Origin of the sequence: Citrobacter sp. H12-3-2 (assembly GCF_009649895.1) — a bacterium.
In the GTDB taxonomy this organism is placed as follows: Bacteria; Pseudomonadota; Gammaproteobacteria; order Enterobacterales; family Enterobacteriaceae; genus Citrobacter; species Citrobacter portucalensis.
In genome coordinates, this window is sequence record NZ_CP045837.1 from 3996981 (window position 1) to 4016605 (window position 19625).

A 19625-nucleotide genomic window follows, 5' to 3' on the forward strand; every position below is an offset into this window, starting at 1 on the left:
TACGAGAGATTTCTGCAGGCCGGATAAGCACAGCGTAATTTTTTAGACGGTGAAGCCGAGCATCATCCCGGTATCTTCATGCTCTAACAGATGGCAGTGCGCCATATAGGCATGCTCTTTTGGCGCGTCGTGGTCAAACTTCACTAACACCTCGCTCACGCCGCCTTCTACCCGCACAGTGTCCTTCCATCCCGCGCGGTGTGCGGCAGGCGCTTTGCCATTCTCAGACAGAATGCGGAACTGCGTGCCGTGAATGTGGAACGGATGCAGCATCATGTCGCCCTGGCCGGAAATCACCCAGCGTTCGTGCTGACCTTTCGCCGCGGCAAACATCGGTTTATTCATATCAAATGCCTGGCCATTAATCCGGTTGGCATTATGGAAGTCGAATGTTCCATGCTTCATGTTGCCCATGTCGCCATGCTGCATATTCCCCATCTCACCGTGATTCATATTGCCATGATTCATATTGCCGTGGCCCATATTGTCATTATTCATATGGCCCATCATCTTCCCATGATCCATACCCGCCATGGCCTGACCGCCGTATTTCTTCATCAGCATTTGCATGCCCATCATATCGAGCATCGGATCCATCGACAGCTGCAGCTTGCGCACCGTCAGACCTTCCAGTGATGGCAGCGATGGCATGGATGTCAGCGAATCTGGCAGCGTGCCGGAAGCGGTAATCAGCAACGGTTGAACGCGCATCACCGGGTGCGGCTTATCGAATGGCGCAATCGCCATCCCCATCTGACTGACTGGTAGAGTGACCAGATCAAAAGCTTTGCCGTCACTGACATCCACCAGCACTTCAAAGCGCTCGCCCATCAGCATAGGAAGCTCGGTCACTTTTACCGGTTCAGCCAACAGTCCACCGTCGCTGGCAATGACGTACAAAGGACGATTGTCGCTGGCCGCAATGTTCAGTGAGCGTGCGTTACAACCATTCAACAGGCGTAGACGCAACCAGCCACGCGGTGCGGCATGCTGAGGATAAATCGCCCCGTTGGTCAGCAGCGTATCGCCAAACCAGCCGACGGCGGCGGTCATGATGTCCAGTTGATAATCAACCTGCCCATCAGCAGAGAACTGTTTATCCTGAATAATCACCGGCACATCATCAATGCCCCACTGCTTAGGCAGCATCAGCTTGCGAATCTCTTCATCTTCAATCAGCACCAGTCCGGCCAGTCCCATAGCTACCTGACGGCCGGTCTTTCCATGCTGATGCGGGTGGAACCAGCAGGTCGCCGCCCGCTGATCCGGCGTGAAGGTCACTGAACGTTTCCCGCCCGCCGGGATAATGCCTTGCGGCCCACCGTCGACTTCACCGGGGATTTCCAGACCGTGCCAGTGCAACGTCGTCTCTTCGGCAAGCTGGTTATGGATATCCACGGTCACCGACTGCCCTTTGTTCAGCTTGACCGCAGGTCCGAGTAAATTGCCGTTATATCCCCAGGTCGTCGCTGTTTTACCAGCAAAGCTCGATTTTCCGGCTTGCACCACCAATTGCATACGGTTTGAGGCATCCGCGGTTAACAGGTCAGGAATGGGCAATGCAGGGCGGTCTGCGGCAAATACGCTCCGGCTCCACAGAGGTAACGCTGACGCGACGCCCAGCGCCACGGAGTACTTTAAAAAGTCACGACGTTGCATAATCACTTCCTTATATTCAGCAGCTTAAGCAGGCTATCTTTTAAGCATAAGCCTTCCCCTTACGGGAAGGTCAAGTGAACGGCTAATAATAAAGGTCGTCGCTTCGCTCGCAGTATGCTAACGTTTAAATTCCGTGATGCAGTGGTAGAAGCAATGAAGACGTTTTTCAGAACAGTTTTGTTCGGCACCCTGATGGCCGTATGCGCAAATAGCTACGCGCTCAGCGAGTCCGAAGCCGAAGATATGGCCGATTTAACGGCAGTTTTTGTTTTTCTGAAAAATGACTGTGGATACCAGAATTTGCCTAATGGGCAGATTCGTCGCGCACTGGTCTTTTTTGCCCAGCAAAACCAGTGGGACCTGAGTAATTACGACACCTTCAATATGAAAGCGTTGGGTGAAGACAGCTACCGCGATCTCAGCGGTATCGGCATCCCAACAGCAAAGAAATGCAAAGCGCTGGCGCGTGACTCTCTGAGCCTGCTGGCCTACGTTAAATAATCTCCGGCGCAATCAGGGTTGAGAGTGCAGTTACTCTGGCTGTACCAGCGTCAGGGCAACGGATTGCGCTTTTAATTCAGCCTGCGCGTTTGGCGGTAGATTCACATCGGTAACAACATCGGTAAAGCAACTAAGCGGCGCGACGTTAAATAACGAATGTGCGCCGTACTTACTGCTATCCGCCAGCAATACCTTCCGCTGGGCATTCGCAATAATTTCCTGCTTTAATCCCGCTTTGTCTTCCGTTGGCGTGGTTACACCCTTTTCCATACTCCAGGTGTTACAGCTCATAAAAGCAATATCAGGATAGACGCTGCGCAACATTTTCCGGCCAAACTCACCAATACAGGACTGGCTGCTGTCATCGATGCGTCCACCGACGATCGTCACCTCTATCTGACGGAATTCTGACAAAAACAGGGCAATATGCAGATCAACGGTAATCACTCGCAGCGGCAAATGCGTCAGACATTTTGCCAGCTCCAGCATTGTGGTACCGGCATCAAGCACCACGGCATCGCCCGCACGCACCATTGAGGCGGCAAAACGCGCAATCGCCCGTTTCTCAGCAGGCGATCGCAGTTGCTTTTCGTTTGTGGTTGGCTGCGCCGCTTCAAAGCGTCGTAACGCAACACCGCCGTGGCTGCGGCTGATCACACCCTGTTCATCCAGCTTGATGAGATCGCGCCTGATCGTTGCTGGAGAGGCGTCAACCGCGTCAACCAACTGTTCCACGGTAACCAGCGTATGATTTTTCAAATACGCCACAATCTTATCCAGACGGTGTTGCCCTTTCATAACAGTAAATTACGCCAGTTGCATTGCCAGTTTGATCGATACGGCCATGCTCTCAGATTTTGCTTTTCCCGTCCAGGCGATATCAAATGCCGTACCGTGATCGGCAGAGGTACGAATAAACGGTAAACCTGCTGTGATATTTACACCATCATAGAAACCCAGCAATTTCAGCGGGATATGCCCCTGATCGTGGTACATCGCCACCACCATGTCATACTGACCTTCATAAGCCTGTAAAAACACGGTATCCGGCGGGCACGGACCGTAAACATCCATCCCCTTCGCTTTCATATTCTCAATCGCGGGTCCGACAATACGAATTTCCTCATCGCCAAACAGGCCATTCTCTCCGGCATGTGGATTTACCCCCGCAACGGCAATACGCGGGTGTGCAAAGCCTACGCGCTTCAGGAAGGTATCCGCGATACCAATCACCGTTTCGACTCGTTGCCCATTGAGCGTATCAAGGAATTTGCGCAGAGCGATATGCGTCGAAACATGGATAACTTTCAGCTTATCGGTGTACAGCACCATCGCATAGTCGCGGCTTTCGGTTAGCGTTGCCAGCAGTTCGGTATGCCCAGGATAATTGTGTCCGCCGAGATGCAGCGCTTCTTTGTTCAACGGCGCGGTCGCGATGGCATGTACATCCCCCTTCATCGCCAGTTCAGTCGCCCGCTTCACACAGCGATAGGCCAGATCGCCCGCCTGCGCCTGCACTGTACCAGGGACCAGTTCGTCAGGTTTCGCCAGCGGTTCATCAATCACATGAATCGTATCTGGCGTGAATCTGGCATCGGCGACCTGTTCAATAGCGCGAAATGTTACTCCGTCAGCCAGCCCCTGAGCCTGTAACCGCTGCAGCGTTTTTAGGCACCCAACCACCACCAGCGGTGCACCATTAAGTTCATCTTCGCGTAGCGCTTTAACAATAATTTCCGGACCAATCCCCGCCGGATCTCCCATCGTAATCGCAATTGTTTTAGTTACCACGGTACATCTCCTCAATAAAATACAGCGCATCGCAAAGGGTCGTATCAGAACCGAATCCACCCGCTTTGGTAATAACCGGCAAGTCGTCAATCTCGCTATTCACAAACGTTCCGCACGGAATACAGGGGGCGACCTCACTGTGGATGCGATACCCTTCAGCACCCAACGCACTGGCGACCGCCGTAGCAATATCGCCTCCGGTCAGGAACAATCCGCCGATACGTGCTTGTTCAATAATGCGCAGCGTTATCTCCCCTAGACGCTGACTCAGCAGTTCTCCCAACTGCTGGCGACTCATCCCCACGTTGAAACACAGCGTGTCGATCATGTCCCGGTCTTCTGCCCATCGACTGGTGCGTAAGATCGTGTGCTGCTGCTGGCTCAGTTGCGCGCAAGCCTGTTCAATAACAGAGTCCATTTCCGGTGCAAATGACGATGCAACCAACCGCGCGGCATCGATATCAACGACTTTTGCCCGCCCCTGACACACTGCTTTTTCCACCTGACGTCGCGTTGCCTCACTCATTGAGCCAGCCACAACCAACACCGGTAATTCCTGCTTTTCTTGCATAAACGTTGCGGCCGGTAGCGCATTGGCAAGCCCCGCAGCCCCTACGAGTAGCGGCATCTGTTTTTGCTCACAAACCGCCTGCGCAATGAGCGCGAGATCTCGCTCTTCCACGGCATCCACCACCACCATACATTCGCCGGCTTTTGCAAAAGCGCTCAGCAGCGCACTCAAACTTCCCCGACGCACATCCACCAGCGACACCTCATGTACAGGGACATCGCTTTGCAGCGCGACCAGTTCAGCAATACGCGAAGAGTGAATAGGCGTTTTTGGATCGCTGGCGAATTCCGTTTCCAGCAGCGGCACACCATGGACCAGGCACAAGCCATCCTGCGTGGTGCGCCCGGCAGCAGGAATTGCCGCCGCAATCACGGCCAGCGTCCGATCGGCTGTACGCATGGCTGCAGTGACTTCAGCCCCCACATTGCCACGAAATGTCGAGTCTATTTTTTTGTATACCAGCGGTATTGCTTCGCCCTCACACCATGGCGCTAACGCTTGTTGTACAGCCGCGGCGGCCTGCGTTGCCGGCATCGCCCGGCTTTCCGTATTGATGACCAGAACATCGGCGCGGCGCGACGGTTTCTGCGCTGGGGTCAGCATTACTTCGGTACGCGCCCCTTTTTTCGCCAGCTGTACGCCGGTATCGTTAGAGCCCGTAAAGTCATCGGCGATAACGATCATTTTCATGCTTTCTTCTCCTGCACGGCCTGACGAGACTGCCTTTTCGCGACCCACGACGTAAGAATTGGCGTCAGAATGGCGGTTGTAATGACTGACGCAGCGATCAGCGGCGCTGCCGCAGCGGCAACCTCTGCCAGCGAGGGATCGGCCTGTGCTATAGCCAGTGGCGTCGCGACGGCGTTCCCCGCCGTACTGGATGCCGCAGCACCAGCAATACCACTCCCGCCAACCAGACGATCGGCACGAATGTTAAAGAAACCGCCCACAAAGGTGGTCAGCACGCCCAGCAGAATGCCCGCCAGACCGCCTTGCAGCAGCATTTCCAGGTTAATACCGGCTCCAAGTGCAAATGCAAAGAAAGGAATGAGCAGTGGACCGCCTTTGGTCAGGAAGTCACGCATATTAGCGTCGAGGTTACCGAGGATCATGCCAACCACCAGCGGAACAAGAACCGCCACCAGCGCCATGATAGGAATATTTGCCATACCCGCCGCGCCCAGCGCGATCATGGTAAAGAAAGGTCCGTCATTCAGAGACAAAATGGAGATCGCACCGACATCACGTTCATTGCCAAACTCGCCAACCAGCGCCGCGTAAAGCCCGCCATTGGAGTTACTCATTGCCGCAATAATGGCAACACCGCTTAAGCCAAAGATGCCCTCCGCGCCAAACAGGTGTTCAACCCCGAGACCAATTGCAATCGCGACCAGTAACTTGGTCAGCGTAATCGTGCCGCCTTGTAGCAAAGCTTGCGGCGCCGCCTTTACGCTAATTCCCGCCCCCATACAGAGCAGGAACGCGCCAATCAAGGGAGCCGCGCCATTTTTAAATAAAGCCGTGGTGAATCCACCGATCTGCAACGCCTGCGGGGCAAAAGTGTTGATAATGGCACCGATAACCAACGGCACAACCATCATGCCGCCGGGTACGCGTTCTATTGCCTTCTTGATGTTCATGGTCTTCCCGCCTGTTGTTATGTTGTGATTAAATAAAATCACAACGATTATATTCAATCAAAATCAGATCACAAACGCGGCAGATCACAGTTTTTGAATGATTAATAAAAATCAAATAATCATTCGGACGAAAAAAAAGCCGGGTTTGTCTCACCCGGCTTCATTGATATCTGAAATATCTCAGGATTGATGCACAAATTCGCGGTATGCCGCCACAACCTGAAGAAAGTCCTCTACACCACAGAGCGAAAAACTTTCTTCGTCGTAGTAGCTCATCCCCTCTTCCATCTCATCGCCAGAGAACTCCAGCTGATTAGCGCGAACCATCACTTCTTCGCCATCCAGCCAGAGCGTGTATTCATGCCCTGCTCGCTGCCAGGAGCGCTCACTGCCCTTAACCGCACGCGCTGCCTGTTCCACTTCATCAAGTAAGGCCAGGTTTTCTTTCACTTCCTCATTAAACCAGTGCCCCACCACCTCGTGGCCCATGGACATACGCACTTTTACCACCCCGGTAATATCGCGCAGAAATTCGTAATCCATAATGTCTTCCTCTACTCCCGGCAATGCGCCAATACCGCATTGCGCCTTGCTGTAATTATCGCAGCAGCGCGGCAGAAAAAAAGCGTAGTGGGTATAAGGAATAGAAATAAAAATGCCCGGAGAAGCAGACTTCTCCGGGCATTGATGCGTTTTTACACAAAATGCTTTAGGGCATTACACCGCGGTCTGGAAAATCACACCATCGGCTTTCTCGGTGTACTGAGACAGTTGGTCGAAGTTCAGATAACGGTAAGTATCTACGGCCGTTTTATCTACCTGCGCCACATAGGTCTGGTACTCTTCCGCCGTCGGCAGTTTGCCGATCAGCGCCGCAACCGCCGCCAGCTCCGCAGAAGCCAGGTAGACGTTCGCTCCGGTACCTAAACGGTTCGGGAAGTTACGGGTAGAGGTCGACACCACCGTTGCGCCGTCGGCTACACGCGCCTGGTTACCCATGCACAGAGAGCAGCCTGGAATTTCGATACGCGCACCGCTCTTACCGAACACGCTGTAATAACCTTCTTCGGTCAGCTGTGCCGCATCCATACGGGTTGGCGGAGCCACCCACAGACGCGTTGGCAGTTGGCCTTTGTGCGCATCCAGCAGCTTACCAGCGGCACGGAAGTGGCCGATGTTAGTCATGCAGGAGCCGATGAACACTTCGTCGATCTTCTCGCCCTGTACGTCAGACAGCAGACGCGCATCGTCCGGATCGTTCGGTGCACACAGGATTGGCTCTTTGATATCCGCCAGATCGATGTCGATCACTGCCGCGTATTCTGCGTCAGCGTCGGCTTCCAGCAACTGCGGATCCGCCAGCCATTTTTCCATGCCCTGCACACGACGTTCCAGCGTACGGCGATCGCCGTAACCTTCTGCGATCATCCACTTCAGCAGAACGATGTTAGAGCTCAGATACTCAACGATCGGCTCTTTGTTCAGCTTAATGGTACAACCGGCAGCAGAACGTTCAGCGGAGGCGTCGGTTAATTCGAACGCCTGCTCCACTTTGAGATCCGGCAGACCTTCGATTTCAAGAATGCGACCAGAGAAGATGTTCTTCTTACCTTTCTTCTCAACGGTCAGCAGACCCTGTTTGATCGCGTACAGCGGGATGGCGTGTACCAGATCGCGCAGGGTGATACCCGGCTGCATTTTGCCTTTGAAACGCACCAGAACGGATTCCGGCATATCCAGCGGCATCACGCCGGTCGCCGCAGCAAACGCCACCAGACCAGAACCTGCCGGGAAGGAAATCCCGATAGGGAAACGGGTATGGGAGTCACCACCGGTACCTACGGTATCCGGCAGCAGCATGCGGTTCAGCCAGGAGTGAATAACGCCGTCGCCCGGACGCAGCGACACACCGCCGCGGTTCATGATGAAGTCTGGCAGCGTGTGATGCGTGTTCACGTCAACCGGCTTCGGATACGCCGCAGTGTGGCAGAAGGACTGCATCACCAGGTCAGACGAGAAGCCCAGGCACGCCAGGTCTTTCAGTTCGTCACGGGTCATAGGGCCAGTAGTATCCTGAGAACCGACGGAGGTCATCTTCGGTTCGCAGTACGCGCCCGGACGGATGCCTTTCACGCCGCAGGCACGGCCAACCATTTTTTGTGCCAGGGAGAAGCCACGGCTGCTTTCCGCCACGTCTTTCGCCTGACGGAATACGTCACTGTGCGGCAGACCCAGCGCTTCGCGCGCCTTGGTAGTCAGGCCACGACCGATGATCAGCGGGATACGGCCACCGGCGCGTACTTCGTCGATCAGGACTTCGGTTTTCAGCTCAAAGCTTGCCAGCAGTTCGCCGGTTTCGTGGTTGCGTACTTCGCCTTTGAACGGGTAAACGTCAATCACGTCGCCCATGTTCATGTTCGACACGTCCACTTCAATCGGCAGTGCGCCCGCATCTTCCATGGTGTTGAAGAAGATAGGTGCAATTTTGCCGCCGAGGCACAGGCCGCCGCCGCGCTTGTTCGGCACATGAGGAATGTCGTCACCCATGAACCACAGCACGGAGTTGGTTGCGGATTTACGCGAAGAACCGGTACCGACAACATCACCCACATAAGCCAGCGGGTAACCTTTTTTCTGCAATTCTTCGATCTGTTTGATCGGGCCAACCACGCCCGGCTGATCCGGTTCGATACCTTCACGGGCGTTTTTCAGCATCGCAAGGGCGTGCAGAGGGATATCCGGGCGAGACCATGCATCCGGTGCCGGAGAAAGGTCATCGGTGTTGGTTTCACCCGTCACTTTAAAGACGGTAACGGTGATTTTTTCAGCCAGAGCTGGACGGTTCAGGAACCATTCGGCATCAGCCCAGGATTGCATTACCTGCTTCGCATATTCGTTGCCCGCTTTGGCTTTTTCTTCTACATCGTAGAAGTTATCGAACATCAGCAGCGTTGAAGAGAGCGCTTTGGCGGCAATCGGTGCCAGTTTTGCATCGTCCAGCGCGTCGATCAACGGATGAATGTTGTAACCACCCTGCATGGTGCCCAGCAGTTCAATGGCTTTTTCTGGGGTAACCAGCGGGGAGGTGGTGTCGCCTTTTGCGACAGCGGCGAGAAAACCAGCTTTAACATAAGCGGCTTCATCTACGCCAGGAGGAACACGGTTGATCAACAGGTCTAACAGGAATTCTTCTTCGCCCACAGGCGGGGTCTTCAGCAGCTCGACAAGTGCAGCCATTTGGGTTGCGTCTAAAGGTTTTGGCACAATCCCCTGGGCAGCACGCTCAGCTACGTGCTTACGGTATTCTTCTAGCACGACGATATCTCCTCGCTCTCATTGTCATAATGCGGCGCTTTTGTAGATGGGCGATTCTCTTCACGCTCCTGTGAGACAGTAGTTAGTAGGGTAAATGCCCGGTACCGCATAAGGCACAATAACAGGATTTTCATTAAGTGTTAATCCGTTTACAAAAAAGCAACATAAAAAATTGGCTGAATCGTTAAGAATGGTATAGCGACAAGGTGAGGCGAAATTAAGTCAGCTTAAAACCGCCCATAAACGGTTAATTTTCAAGCGCGATCGGCTGAATATTCCAGCGATTTTTCCGCCATCACATATAATTGTGTAATAAATACTCACACTCTTTTTCCGGACGTATCTGGTGAATCAACCATAAAAGTCAAAACTGTCTAACACGGGTGAATAATACTCGCGGCAACAGGAACGCCTCACGGCACAGCGCTCGTCTCGTTGGAGTCATTTTATGAAGTTGCCCCTTAAGCCACATCTGCTTGTCCTTTTGTGCAGTGCCGGGCTGTTTGCCGCCTCTGGCGTGATGTTTGTTAAAAGTCGCACAACGGAGCCTGCTGCTCCGGCCCCCGTTGCGCAGCAACCGTCAACACCGGCCCCAGCTCCCGTAGCGGCCCCTACCCCGGCCGACCAAACAGCGCCCGCCGTGGCACCAACCTACTCGGCAGCACAGATCGATCAGTGGGTTGCACCCATCGCGCTCTATCCAGACTCGCTGTTGTCGCAAATTTTGATGGCCTCAACCTATCCGGCTAATGTCATCCAGGCCGCACAGTGGTCAAAAGACAATCCCAAAATGCAGGGCGATGCTGCCATTCAGGCCGTTGCCAGCCAGCCCTGGGATCCCAGCGTGAAATCGCTGGTCGCTTTTCCTCAGTTGATGTCGCTGATGGGTGAAAATCCGCCGTGGGTACAAAGCCTGGGCGATGCTTTCCTCGCACAGCCGAAGGACGTCATGGATTCCGTTCAACGTCTGCGTGTACTGGCGCAACAAACCGGCGCGCTGCAATCAACACCTCAACAGACCGTCACCACCGTGACCAAAGCGGCACCGGCGAAAACCGCCACCAGCACGTCGACGACCAGCACTACCACCACGACAAGCCCTACTGTCATCAAGATTGAATCCGCCGATCCGCAGGTGGTGTACGTTCCAACCTATAACCCGAACACGGTTTACGGTACCTGGCCGAATACCGCCTATCCGCCAACCTATCTGCCACCAACGCCCGGTGAGCAATTTGGTAACAGCTTCGTCAATGGTTTAGGCTTCAGCCTTGGTGTCGCCACAACCTATGCCATCTTCAGCAACATCGACTGGGATGACGACGACGACCACCATCATAATGATGACTGGGATAACCATGGCGGCTATAACCGCAACGGTGATAACAACATCAACATTAACGTTGATAACTTCAATAAAATCAGTGGTCAGCGCCTGACAGATGCCAACCGTACCTGGCAGCATAACCCAGCCTACCGTGAGGGTGTGCCTTACCCAAATAGCCAGCTCAATAACCGCTTCCACTCCACTAACACGGCAACCGGGTTAAGTTCGACCCAGCAAAGACCGGTCAACCGTGATAACCAGCGCCAGGCCGCGATGAGCCAAATGGAAAAATCGACGGGGAAAACATTCCCGCAGACGGCACGCTCGGGCACGAAAGACGCCCAGCGTCAGGCATCGAATCAACAGCTGAAGCAAATCTCCCAACGTAATAACTACCGCGGTTACGATACCAAACCGCAAACCGCGAAGCGGACGAGCACTCAGCAGCGTGAGAATCGCCAGGCAGTCGCCCAGCGACAGGAGAAACGGGTCACGCAACCGGCACAACAACGCAATGTGCAACAGCGCAATCTTCAACAGCGAACCAGCCAGCCACGCGCCAATGCGCTGAGCGGTAACGACAGTCGCTCCGCCAACTGGCAGGCACAGCAACAGCGAGGTGCCCAGAGCCGGCAGGTCGCCCGTAATCAGCCATCACGCCAGCCTTCTGGCGGGCGTGCTGAACACCGTGAATTCCGTCATCGTTAAGGGAACCGACATGAAAAATAAACTACTCAGTGGAATGGTGTTGTTCATGGTTTCGGCCACCGCGATGGCACAACAATCCTTCAGCACACCAGACCAGGCAACAGATGCGCTGGCAAACGCTATCAGTGAGCAAAATGAAAGTGCAATGAGCAACCTGCTCGGGGAAAACTGGCGTGATTTTCTGCCGCCAGAAGGCGTCGATCCTGATGCGGTTGATCGCTTCCTGCGTGACTGGAAGGTACGCCATAGCACTGTCATCGACGGCAATACGGCGCATCTTGTGGTTGGGGACAGCGACTGGCAACTGCCAATCCCGGTCGTCAAAAACGCTTCAGGCTGGCAATTTGATATCAAGGAAGCGGCCGAAGAGATCCTGACCCGTGAGATTGGACGCAACGAACTTGCTGCCATCGAGGCGTTGCACGCCTATGTGGATGCTCAGCAGAGCTATTTTGCGATGAACCAGAAATACGCGCAAAAGATTGTCAGTTCTGAAGGGAAAAAGGATGGTCTGTACTGGCCTGTTTCGCCGGGCGAAGCGCCAAGCCCGCTTGGCCCAGCCTTCAGTCCACAGGAGCCGGGCATGGGCTATCACGGCTATCGCTTCCGGATCCTTCCCGATAAAACCAGCGGTTTTGCCATGGTAGCCTGGCCCGTTAGCTACGATCACTCCGGCGTGATGAGTTTTATGATTAACGGTGAAGACAAAGTCTACCAGGCCGATCTCGGTGTTGAATCACAGCAGAAAGCACAAGCGTTAACCACATTCCATCCGGATAAAAACTGGCAACCTGTAGCGCCCTGATACCGAGTCGGAAGGTTAGTAGGCCGGGTAAGGCATAGCCGCCCCCCGGCAACCCGCAACAAATTACAGGATGTTAGCGACAGATTTCGCCAATTGAGCTTCCAACACCGGCTTCGCTTCTTCGAACTTCAGATTCACTTTGTTAGCATTAGACACAACGCGGGTCTGGTATTTTGCGCGATCGCCTTGCGCGCTGCTGGTTTGCAGCTTGATGCCAGATGTCCCTTGACGCAATGCAGCAACATTATCCGTTGTCACTTTCGCTTTGCTGCGTTCAGAGATTTGCAGGTCAGTAACCATGGTGTAGTTAACGTCTTCCACCATCGCATCCGCGGCCATGCCGATCAGCCCCGCCGCGATACCAACACCCAGCGCCGCACCAGAGGAGTTGCTGTTATAAGCGGTAATCCCCGCGCCCAGCGCTGCGCCCATCGCGGCACCTTCGTAACCCGTTTTCAGGAAGCCTTGAGCTTCACGCAGATCCATTTTGTCCGCTTTCAACACGTTCGCCTGCACCCAGTAATAAGCGCTGTCTGGCGAACTGGTCACTTTATACCCCTTCGCTGACAGGTCATTTGCCAGCAGGGTTTGCAGGTTACTCATGTCTTTGTCAGAGGTGTTTTTTACCTGAATGTAGACGGTCTTCTCGCTGGAAGGCTCCAGCCAGATGGTTTCACTCATCTGCGTTTTCACTTCAAGGTTACGTTTTTTAACGGCTGTGGTCATCGCACCACAACCGGTCAGCGTCATTGTCGCGACAACCATGCCAACAACCGCGATTTTTTTTAAAGACATGTATTTTCCTTTTTCGTGTAATAGAGAGTCCAGAGCCTCTTCTCCGTGCGGCCAGTAGCCACACAATGGCGAAAAAAGTATCGGCAGTTGCGCAATTTTTTTTAGTGGAAATATCAATGAGATGACTACTAAAACTGGTAGTTTTCAGGCAAAAAAAACGCCTCCGAAGAGGCGTTTTCACAAAAGCGGGAAGATTACTTTTTCTTCGCTTTCGGGTTTGGCAGGTCGGTAATGCTACCTTCAAAGATTTCTGCCGCTAGGCCCACGGACTCGTGCAGAGTCGGGTGCGCGTGGATGGTCAGCGCGATATCTTCTGCGTCACAACCCATTTCGATCGCCAGACCGATTTCACCCAGCAGCTCGCCGCCGTTGGTACCGACAATCGCACCACCGATAACACGGTGAGATTCTTTGTCGAAAATCAGTTTGGTCATACCGTCTGCGCAATCGGAAGCGATAGCACGGCCAGAAGCAGCCCACGGGAAGGTGGCGGTTTCGTAGCTAATGCCTTTTTCTTTCGCTTCTTTCTCGGTCAGACCAACCCATGCAACTTCTGGTTCAGTGTATGCAATGGATGGGATAACTTTCGGATCGAAGTAGTGTTTCTTGCCGGCGATAACTTCAGCGGCAACGTGACCTTCATGAACACCTTTGTGTGCCAGCATCGGCTGACCGACGATATCGCCGATAGCAAAGATGTGCGGTACGTTGGTGCGCAGTTGTTTGTCAACGCGGATGAAGCCACGGTCGTCAACTTCCACGCCAGCTTTGCCCGCGTCAAGGTTTTTACCGTTCGGTACACGACCGATAGCGACCAGCACAGCATCGTAACGCTGAGCTTCGGCAGGGGCTTTTTTGCCTTCCATGGAAACGTAGATACCGTCTTCTTTCGCTTCAACGGCGGTTACTTTGGTTTCCAGCATCAGGTTGAATTTCTTGCTGATACGCTTGGTGAAGACTTTAACCACGTCTTTGTCGGCAGCCGGGATAACCTGGTCGAACATTTCAACCACGTCGATCTCTGAACCCAGCGCATGGTACACGGTACCCATTTCCAGACCGATGATACCGCCGCCCATTACCAGCAGGCGCTTAGGAACAGTTTTCAGTTCCAGTGCATCGGTGGAATCCCACACGCGCGGATCTTCATGCGGAATAAACGGCAGTTCGATCGGACGGGAACCCGCCGCGATGATTGCGTTGTCGAAGTTGATCACGGTTTTGCCGTTTTCGCCTTCAACTTCCAAGGTGTTTGCCCCGGTAAATTTACCCAGACCGTTAACCACTTTCACTTTACGGCCTTTGGCCATACCCGCCAGACCGCCGGTCAGTTGAGTGATAACTTTTTCTTTCCAGGTACGAATCTTGTCGATATCGGTTTTCGGCTCGCCAAAAACGATACCGTGTTCAGCCAGCGCTTTGGCTTCTTCGATAACTTTTGCTACGTGCAGCAGCGCTTTAGAAGGGATACAGCCGACGTTCAGACAAACACCGCCAAGGGTGCTGTAACGTTCTACGATGACGGTCTCCAGACCTAAATCTGCGCAACGGAAGGCAGCAGAGTAACCTGCAGGGCCTGCCCCAAGTACCACGACCTGAGTTTTGATTTCAGTGCTCATCATGACCTCTTAATTTATACCCGTCGTCCAGCGGGTCGTTCTATCCGCCCGTATTTTACAAAATTGTTAACAATTTTGAAACAACAAACGGCAACCGATTTGTCTTTCGCACAATAACCTCACTGACTTCATGAGATTACCAGAAAAAAGCCGGCCGTCGGGCCGGCTTTTTCGCTTACATCACCAGGCGGCGAATGTCAGACAGCATGTTGTTGATGATGGTGATAAAGCGCGCACCATCCGCACCGTCAATTACACGGTGGTCGAAGGAGAGCGAAATCGGCATCATCAGACGCGGCATAAACTCTTTACCGTTCCACACTGGCTCCATAGAGGACTTGGAGACACCGAGGATAGCCACTTCCGGCGCGTTCACAATCGGCGCGAAGTGGGTAGTACCCAGGCCACCGATGCTGGAGATGGTGAAGCAACCGCCCTGCATTTCGCCAGCGGTCAGCTTGCCATCACGCGCTTTCTTGGAGATCACGGTCAGTTCACGAGACAGCTCGGTAATGCTCTTCTTGTTCACGTCTTTGAAGACCGGAACAACCAGACCATTCGGAGTATCAACCGCTACACCGATGTTGATGTATTTCTTCAGGGTCAGGCGCTGACCGTCTTCAGACAGGGAGCTGTTGAAGCGCGGCATCTGTTCCAGAGCTGCGGCAACGGCTTTCATGATGAAGACTACTGGGGTGAATTTCACGTCCAGTTTACGTTTTTCAGCTTCGGCGTTCTGCTGTTTACGGAACGCTTCCAGATCGGTGATATCGGTCTTATCGAAGTGAGTAACGTGCGGGATCATCACCCAGTTACGGCTCAGGTTAGCACCTGAGATTTTCTGGATACGGCCCAGTTCCACTTCTTCGATTTCACCAAACTTGCTGAAGTCCACTTTCGGCCAAGGCAGCATGCCCGGGATACCGCCACCTGCTGCTGCCGGAGCCGCTTCAGCACGCTTGATAGCGTCTTTCACGTAAGCCTGAACGTCTTCACGCAGGATACGACCTTTACGGCCAGAACCTTTCACTTTCGCCAGGTTCACACCGAATTCGCGCGCCAGGCGACGAATCAGCGGCGTTGCATGAACGTAAGCGTCGTTTTCAGCAAACTCAGATTTGCCTTCCGCTTTTGCGGCCGGAGCTGCGGCTTGCGCTGGCGCTGGTGCAGCGGCCGGAGCCGGAGCTGCTGCTTGTGCAGGAGCGGCTGCAGGTGCTGCGCCTTCGACTTCGAAGACCATAATCAGAGAACCGGTTTTAACTTTGTCGCCGGTGCTGATTTTGATTTCTTTCACGGTACCCGCGAACGGTGCCGGAACTTCCATCGACGCTTTATCGCCTTCAACGGTGATCAGTGACTGCTCAGCGGCAATTTTATCGCCCACTTTAACCATCACTTCAGTGACTTCAACTTCGTCACCACCGATATCCGGTACGTTAACTTCTTTCGAGCCGGAAGCAGCCGGAGCCGCCGCTGCTGCTGGAGCAGCAGCCTGAGCCGGTGCAGCAGCAGGCGCTGCGCCCGCCACTTCGAAGACCATAATCAGGGAACCGGTAGACACTTTGTCACCCGTGTTGATTTTGATCTCTTTAACGGTACCGGCGAACGGCGCCGGAACTTCCATAGAGGCTTTGTCACCTTCAACGGTGATCAGAGACTGTTCAGCCGCAACGGTGTCGCCCACTTTAACCATGATCTCGGTAACTTCTACTTCGTCGCCGCCGATGTCAGGTACGTGTACGTCTTTCGCCGCAGAGGCAGCAGGTGCTGCTGCCGGAGCTGCTTCTTTCTTCTCTTCTGCCTGAACAGGTGCAGCTGCTGCTGCACCGTCGGCGGAATCGAAAATCATGATCAGTTTGCCGGTCTCAGTTTTGTCGCCAACAGAGACTTTGATCTCTTTAACGATACCCGCCTGAGGGGACGGAACTTCCATAGAGGCTTTGTCGCCTTCTACGGTGATCAGCGACTGTTCAGCTTCAACTTTGTCGCCTACTTTGACCAGGATCTCGGTGATTTCAACTTCATCAGCCCCGATGTCCGGTACATTGATTTCGATAGCCATTATTCTTTTACCTCTTACGCCAGACGCGGGTTAACTTTATCTGCATCGATGTTGAATTTGATGATTGCGTCAGCAACCACTTTCTTATCGATTTCGCCACGTTTAGCCAGTTCGCCCAGGGCCGCTACAACCACGTAGGAAGCATCAACTTCGAAGTGGTGACGCAGGTTTTCACGGCTGTCAGAGCGACCGAAACCGTCAGTACCCAGTACGCGATAATCATCAGCCGGTACATAAGTACGAACCTGTTCGGCAAACAGTTTCATATAGTCAGTAGATGCCACTGCCGGAGCGTCGTTCATCACCTGAGCGATGTACGGAACGCGCGGAGTTTCCAGCGGGTGCAGCATGTTCCAGCGCTCACAATCCTGGCCATCACGCGCCAGTTCAGTGAAGGAGGTTACGCTGTAAACGTCAGATCCTACACCGTAGTCGTTCGCCAGGATCTGTGCTGCTTCACGCACGTGACGCAGGATAGAACCGGAGCCCAGCAGCTGAACTTTACCTTTCTTACCTTCGAGGGTTTCGAGTTTGTAGATACCTTTACGGATACCTTCCTCGGCACCTGCTGGCATTGCCGGCATGTGGTAGTTTTCGTTCAGCGTGGTGATGTAGTAGTAAACGTTCTCTTGTTTCTCACCGTACATACGCTCCAGACCATCGTGCATGATGACCGCAACTTCGTACGCGTAAGACGGATCGTAAGAGATACAGTTCGGGATAGTCAGAGACTGAATATGGCTGTGACCATCTTCGTGCTGCAGACCTTCACCGTTCAGCGTCGTACGACCGGAAGTACCACCAATCAGGAAGCCACGAGCCTGTTGGTCGCCTGCCTGCCAGCACAGGTCACCAATACGCTGGAACCCGAACATGGAGTAGTAGATGTAGAACGGGATCATCGGCAGATCGTTGGTGCTGTAAGAAGTCGCAGCAGCCAGCCAGGATGCGCCTGCACCCAGTTCGTTGATACCTTCCTGCAGGATCTGACCTTTCTCGTCTTCTTTGTAGTAAGCAACCTGCTCACGGTCCTGCGGGGTGTACTGCTGACCGTTCGGGCTGTAGATACCAATCTGACGGAACAGACCTTCCATACCGAAAGTACGCGCTTCGTCAGCGATGATCGGAACCAGACGATCTTTGATCGACTTGTTCTTCAGCATCACGTTCAGGGCACGAACGAAAGCGATAGTGGTGGAGATTTCTTTGTTCTGCTCTTCCAGCAGCGCACCGAAGTCTTCCAGAGCCGGCAGTTCCAGCTTCTCGGTGAAGTTCGGCTGACGAGCTGGCAGGTAGCCATGCAGTTTCTGACGCTGAGCGTGCAGATAAGTGTGCTCTTCAGAACCTTCCGGGAAGGTGATGTAAGACAGGTTTTCAACCTGCTCATCGGTCACAGGAACGTTGAAACGGTCGCGGATATAACGCACGCCGTCCATGTTCATTTTCTTAACCTGGTGAGCGATGTTTTTACCTTCAGCAGTGTCACCCATGCCGTAACCTTTGATGGTATGGGCCAGGATTACAGTTGCTCTGCCTTTGGTTTCCTGCGCTTTTTTCAGTGCAGCGTAGACTTTCTTCGGATCGTGACCACCACGGTTCAGAGCCCAAATCTGCTCGTCAGTCCAGTCAGCAACCAGTGCTGCGGTTTCCGGGTATTTACCGAAGAAGTGCTCACGTACGTATGCGCCATCTTTGGATTTGAAGGTCTGGTAGTCGCCGTCAACGGTTTCGTTCATCAGCTGGATCAGTTTACCGCTGGTGTCTTTACGCAGCAGCTCATCCCAACGACCGCCCCACATGACTTTGATAACGTTCCAGCCAGCGCCCGCGAAGATGCCTTCCAGTTCGTTAACAATCTTGCCGTTACCGGTTACCGGGCCGTCAAGACGCTGCAGGTTACAGTTGATAACAAAGACCAGGTTGTCCAGTTTTTCACGGGTCGCGATGGTGATCGCACCTTTAGATTCTGGCTCATCCATCTCGCCGTCGCCCAGGAAGGCGTAAACGGTCTGTTTAGAGGTATCTTTCAGGCCACGGTGTTCCAGATATTTCAGGAATTTAGCCTGGTAGATAGCACCGATTGGGCCCAGACCCATAGATACGGTCGGGAACTGCCAGAATTCTGGCATCAGTTTCGGGTGCGGGTAGGAAGACAGGCCTTTGCCATGTACTTCCTGACGGAAGTTGTTCATCTGCTCTTCAGTCAGACGACCTTCCAGGAATGCGCGTGCGTAGATGCCCGGAGAGATGTGACCCTGGAAGTACACCAGATCGCCGCCATCTTGCTCGTTGCGTGCACGGAAGAAGTGGTTGAAGCAAACATCATATACCGTTGCGGAGGACTGGAAGGATGCCATGTGGCCACCCAGCTCGAGGTCCTTTTTAGACGCGCGCAGTACGGTCATAATGGCGTTCCAGCGGATAGCAGAACGAATACGACGTTCCAGCTCCAGATTGCCCGGGTATTCCGGTTCATCTTCAACGGCAATAGTGTTTACATAATTGCTGGCCCCTGCACCTGCCGCTACTTTCACGCCGCCTTTGCGAGCTTCTGAAAGCAGTTGGTCGATCAGATACTGAGCACGCTCAACACCTTCTTCACGGATGACCGATTCGATCGCCTGTAGCCAGTCGCGAGTTTCGATCGGATCCACGTCATTTGGGAAACGTTCTGACATGGGGGTATTCCTTATCTATCTAATACGTTGAGTTATCTGGAACCTGTCCCATTACGTTCTCGCCAGAGAGCGTAATAAGACAGGTTCTGCGTTTAGTTGCCGCGCACTTTATATGGCGCTTGATTTACAACATCTTCTGGTTAACGTTCTACCA

At 53.5% G+C, this 19625-nt stretch carries 14 protein-coding genes; 3 read left to right on the forward strand and 11 right to left on the reverse strand.

Annotation, left to right across the window (positions count from 1 at the left end; all coding sequences use genetic code 11):
- Nucleotides 1–42: 42 nt before the first annotated feature.
- On the reverse strand, nt 43–1659 hold the full coding sequence (gene cueO / locus GHC22_RS19090; protein WP_057067420.1) for a multicopper oxidase CueO: 1617 nt from the start codon (nt 1657–1659) through the stop codon (nt 43–45).
- A gap of 153 nt (nt 1660–1812) precedes the next feature.
- Here cueO and GHC22_RS19095 point away from each other — a divergent pair, with 153 nt between their 5' ends.
- Nucleotides 1813–2160: a YacC family pilotin-like protein gene (locus tag GHC22_RS19095; protein ID WP_032941691.1), complete on the forward strand. Its 348-nt coding sequence runs from the start codon at nt 1813–1815 to the stop codon at nt 2158–2160.
- A gap of 30 nt (nt 2161–2190) precedes the next feature.
- On the opposite strand, the gene GHC22_RS19100 is transcribed toward GHC22_RS19095, so the two are convergent.
- The 6 genes from GHC22_RS19100 to acnB all read right to left on the reverse strand — a co-directional run bounded on the left by GHC22_RS19100 (nt 2191) and on the right by acnB (nt 9477).
- The gene (locus GHC22_RS19100) at nt 2191–2958 is read right to left on the reverse strand and encodes a DeoR/GlpR family DNA-binding transcription regulator (RefSeq protein ID WP_032942381.1); all 768 of its coding nucleotides are present in this window, start codon (nt 2956–2958) and stop codon (nt 2191–2193) included.
- Nucleotides 2959–2967: 9 nt separating this feature from the next.
- Nucleotides 2968–3951, reverse strand: a complete 984-nt coding sequence (locus GHC22_RS19105; protein WP_008786220.1) for a D-threonate 4-phosphate dehydrogenase — start codon at nt 3949–3951, stop codon at nt 2968–2970.
- Complete coding sequence (locus tag GHC22_RS19110) at nt 3941–5212, reverse strand: D-threonate kinase (protein WP_153753726.1); 1272 nt, start codon at nt 5210–5212, stop codon at nt 3941–3943. Before GHC22_RS19110 ends, GHC22_RS19105 begins: the two co-directional genes overlap by 11 nt.
- Nucleotides 5209–6162, reverse strand: coding sequence for a 2-keto-3-deoxygluconate permease 1 (locus GHC22_RS19115; protein ID WP_008786218.1), 954 nt, complete (start codon nt 6160–6162; stop codon nt 5209–5211). The genes GHC22_RS19110 and GHC22_RS19115 overlap by 4 nt, the downstream gene beginning before the upstream one ends.
- Before the next feature lie 180 nt (nt 6163–6342).
- A complete protein-coding gene (gene yacL / locus GHC22_RS19120; RefSeq protein WP_020996227.1) occupies nt 6343–6705 on the reverse strand; it encodes a protein YacL in 363 nt (120 codons plus the stop codon).
- 174 nt (nt 6706–6879) lie between these two features.
- Entirely contained in the window at nt 6880–9477 is a 2598-nt protein-coding gene (gene acnB, locus GHC22_RS19125) for a bifunctional aconitate hydratase 2/2-methylisocitrate dehydratase (RefSeq protein ID WP_008786215.1), read from the reverse strand.
- A 448-nt stretch (nt 9478–9925) separates the two neighbouring features.
- Between acnB and GHC22_RS19130 the strand changes: the two genes are divergently transcribed.
- Together GHC22_RS19130 and GHC22_RS19135 are read left to right on the forward strand one after the other, a co-directional pair.
- Nucleotides 9926–11512, forward strand: coding sequence for a DUF3300 domain-containing protein (locus GHC22_RS19130; protein WP_153753727.1), 1587 nt, complete (start codon nt 9926–9928; stop codon nt 11510–11512).
- Nucleotides 11513–11522: 10 nt separating this feature from the next.
- A complete protein-coding gene (locus tag GHC22_RS19135; RefSeq protein WP_153753728.1) occupies nt 11523–12317 on the forward strand; it encodes a DUF2950 family protein in 795 nt (264 codons plus the stop codon).
- 63 nt (nt 12318–12380) lie between these two features.
- Here GHC22_RS19135 and traT read toward each other — a convergent pair whose 3' ends face one another.
- From traT to aceE, 4 genes are all read right to left on the reverse strand, one after another.
- Nucleotides 12381–13112 carry a conjugal transfer complement resistance protein TraT gene (traT, locus tag GHC22_RS19140; protein WP_048236127.1) on the reverse strand — a complete coding sequence of 244 codons (732 nt, stop codon included), beginning with the start codon at nt 13110–13112 and terminating at the stop codon, nt 12381–12383.
- 194 nt (nt 13113–13306) lie between these two features.
- The gene (lpdA, locus tag GHC22_RS19145) at nt 13307–14731 is read right to left on the reverse strand and encodes a dihydrolipoyl dehydrogenase (RefSeq protein WP_003829486.1); all 1425 of its coding nucleotides are present in this window, start codon (nt 14729–14731) and stop codon (nt 13307–13309) included.
- A 175-nt stretch (nt 14732–14906) separates the two neighbouring features.
- The gene (gene aceF, locus GHC22_RS19150) at nt 14907–16793 is read right to left on the reverse strand and encodes a pyruvate dehydrogenase complex dihydrolipoyllysine-residue acetyltransferase (protein ID WP_153753729.1); all 1887 of its coding nucleotides are present in this window, start codon (nt 16791–16793) and stop codon (nt 14907–14909) included.
- A 14-nt stretch (nt 16794–16807) separates the two neighbouring features.
- Nucleotides 16808–19471, reverse strand: a complete 2664-nt coding sequence (gene aceE, locus GHC22_RS19155) for a pyruvate dehydrogenase (acetyl-transferring), homodimeric type (RefSeq protein WP_048236129.1) — start codon at nt 19469–19471, stop codon at nt 16808–16810.
- Nucleotides 19472–19625: the final 154 nt, after the last annotated feature.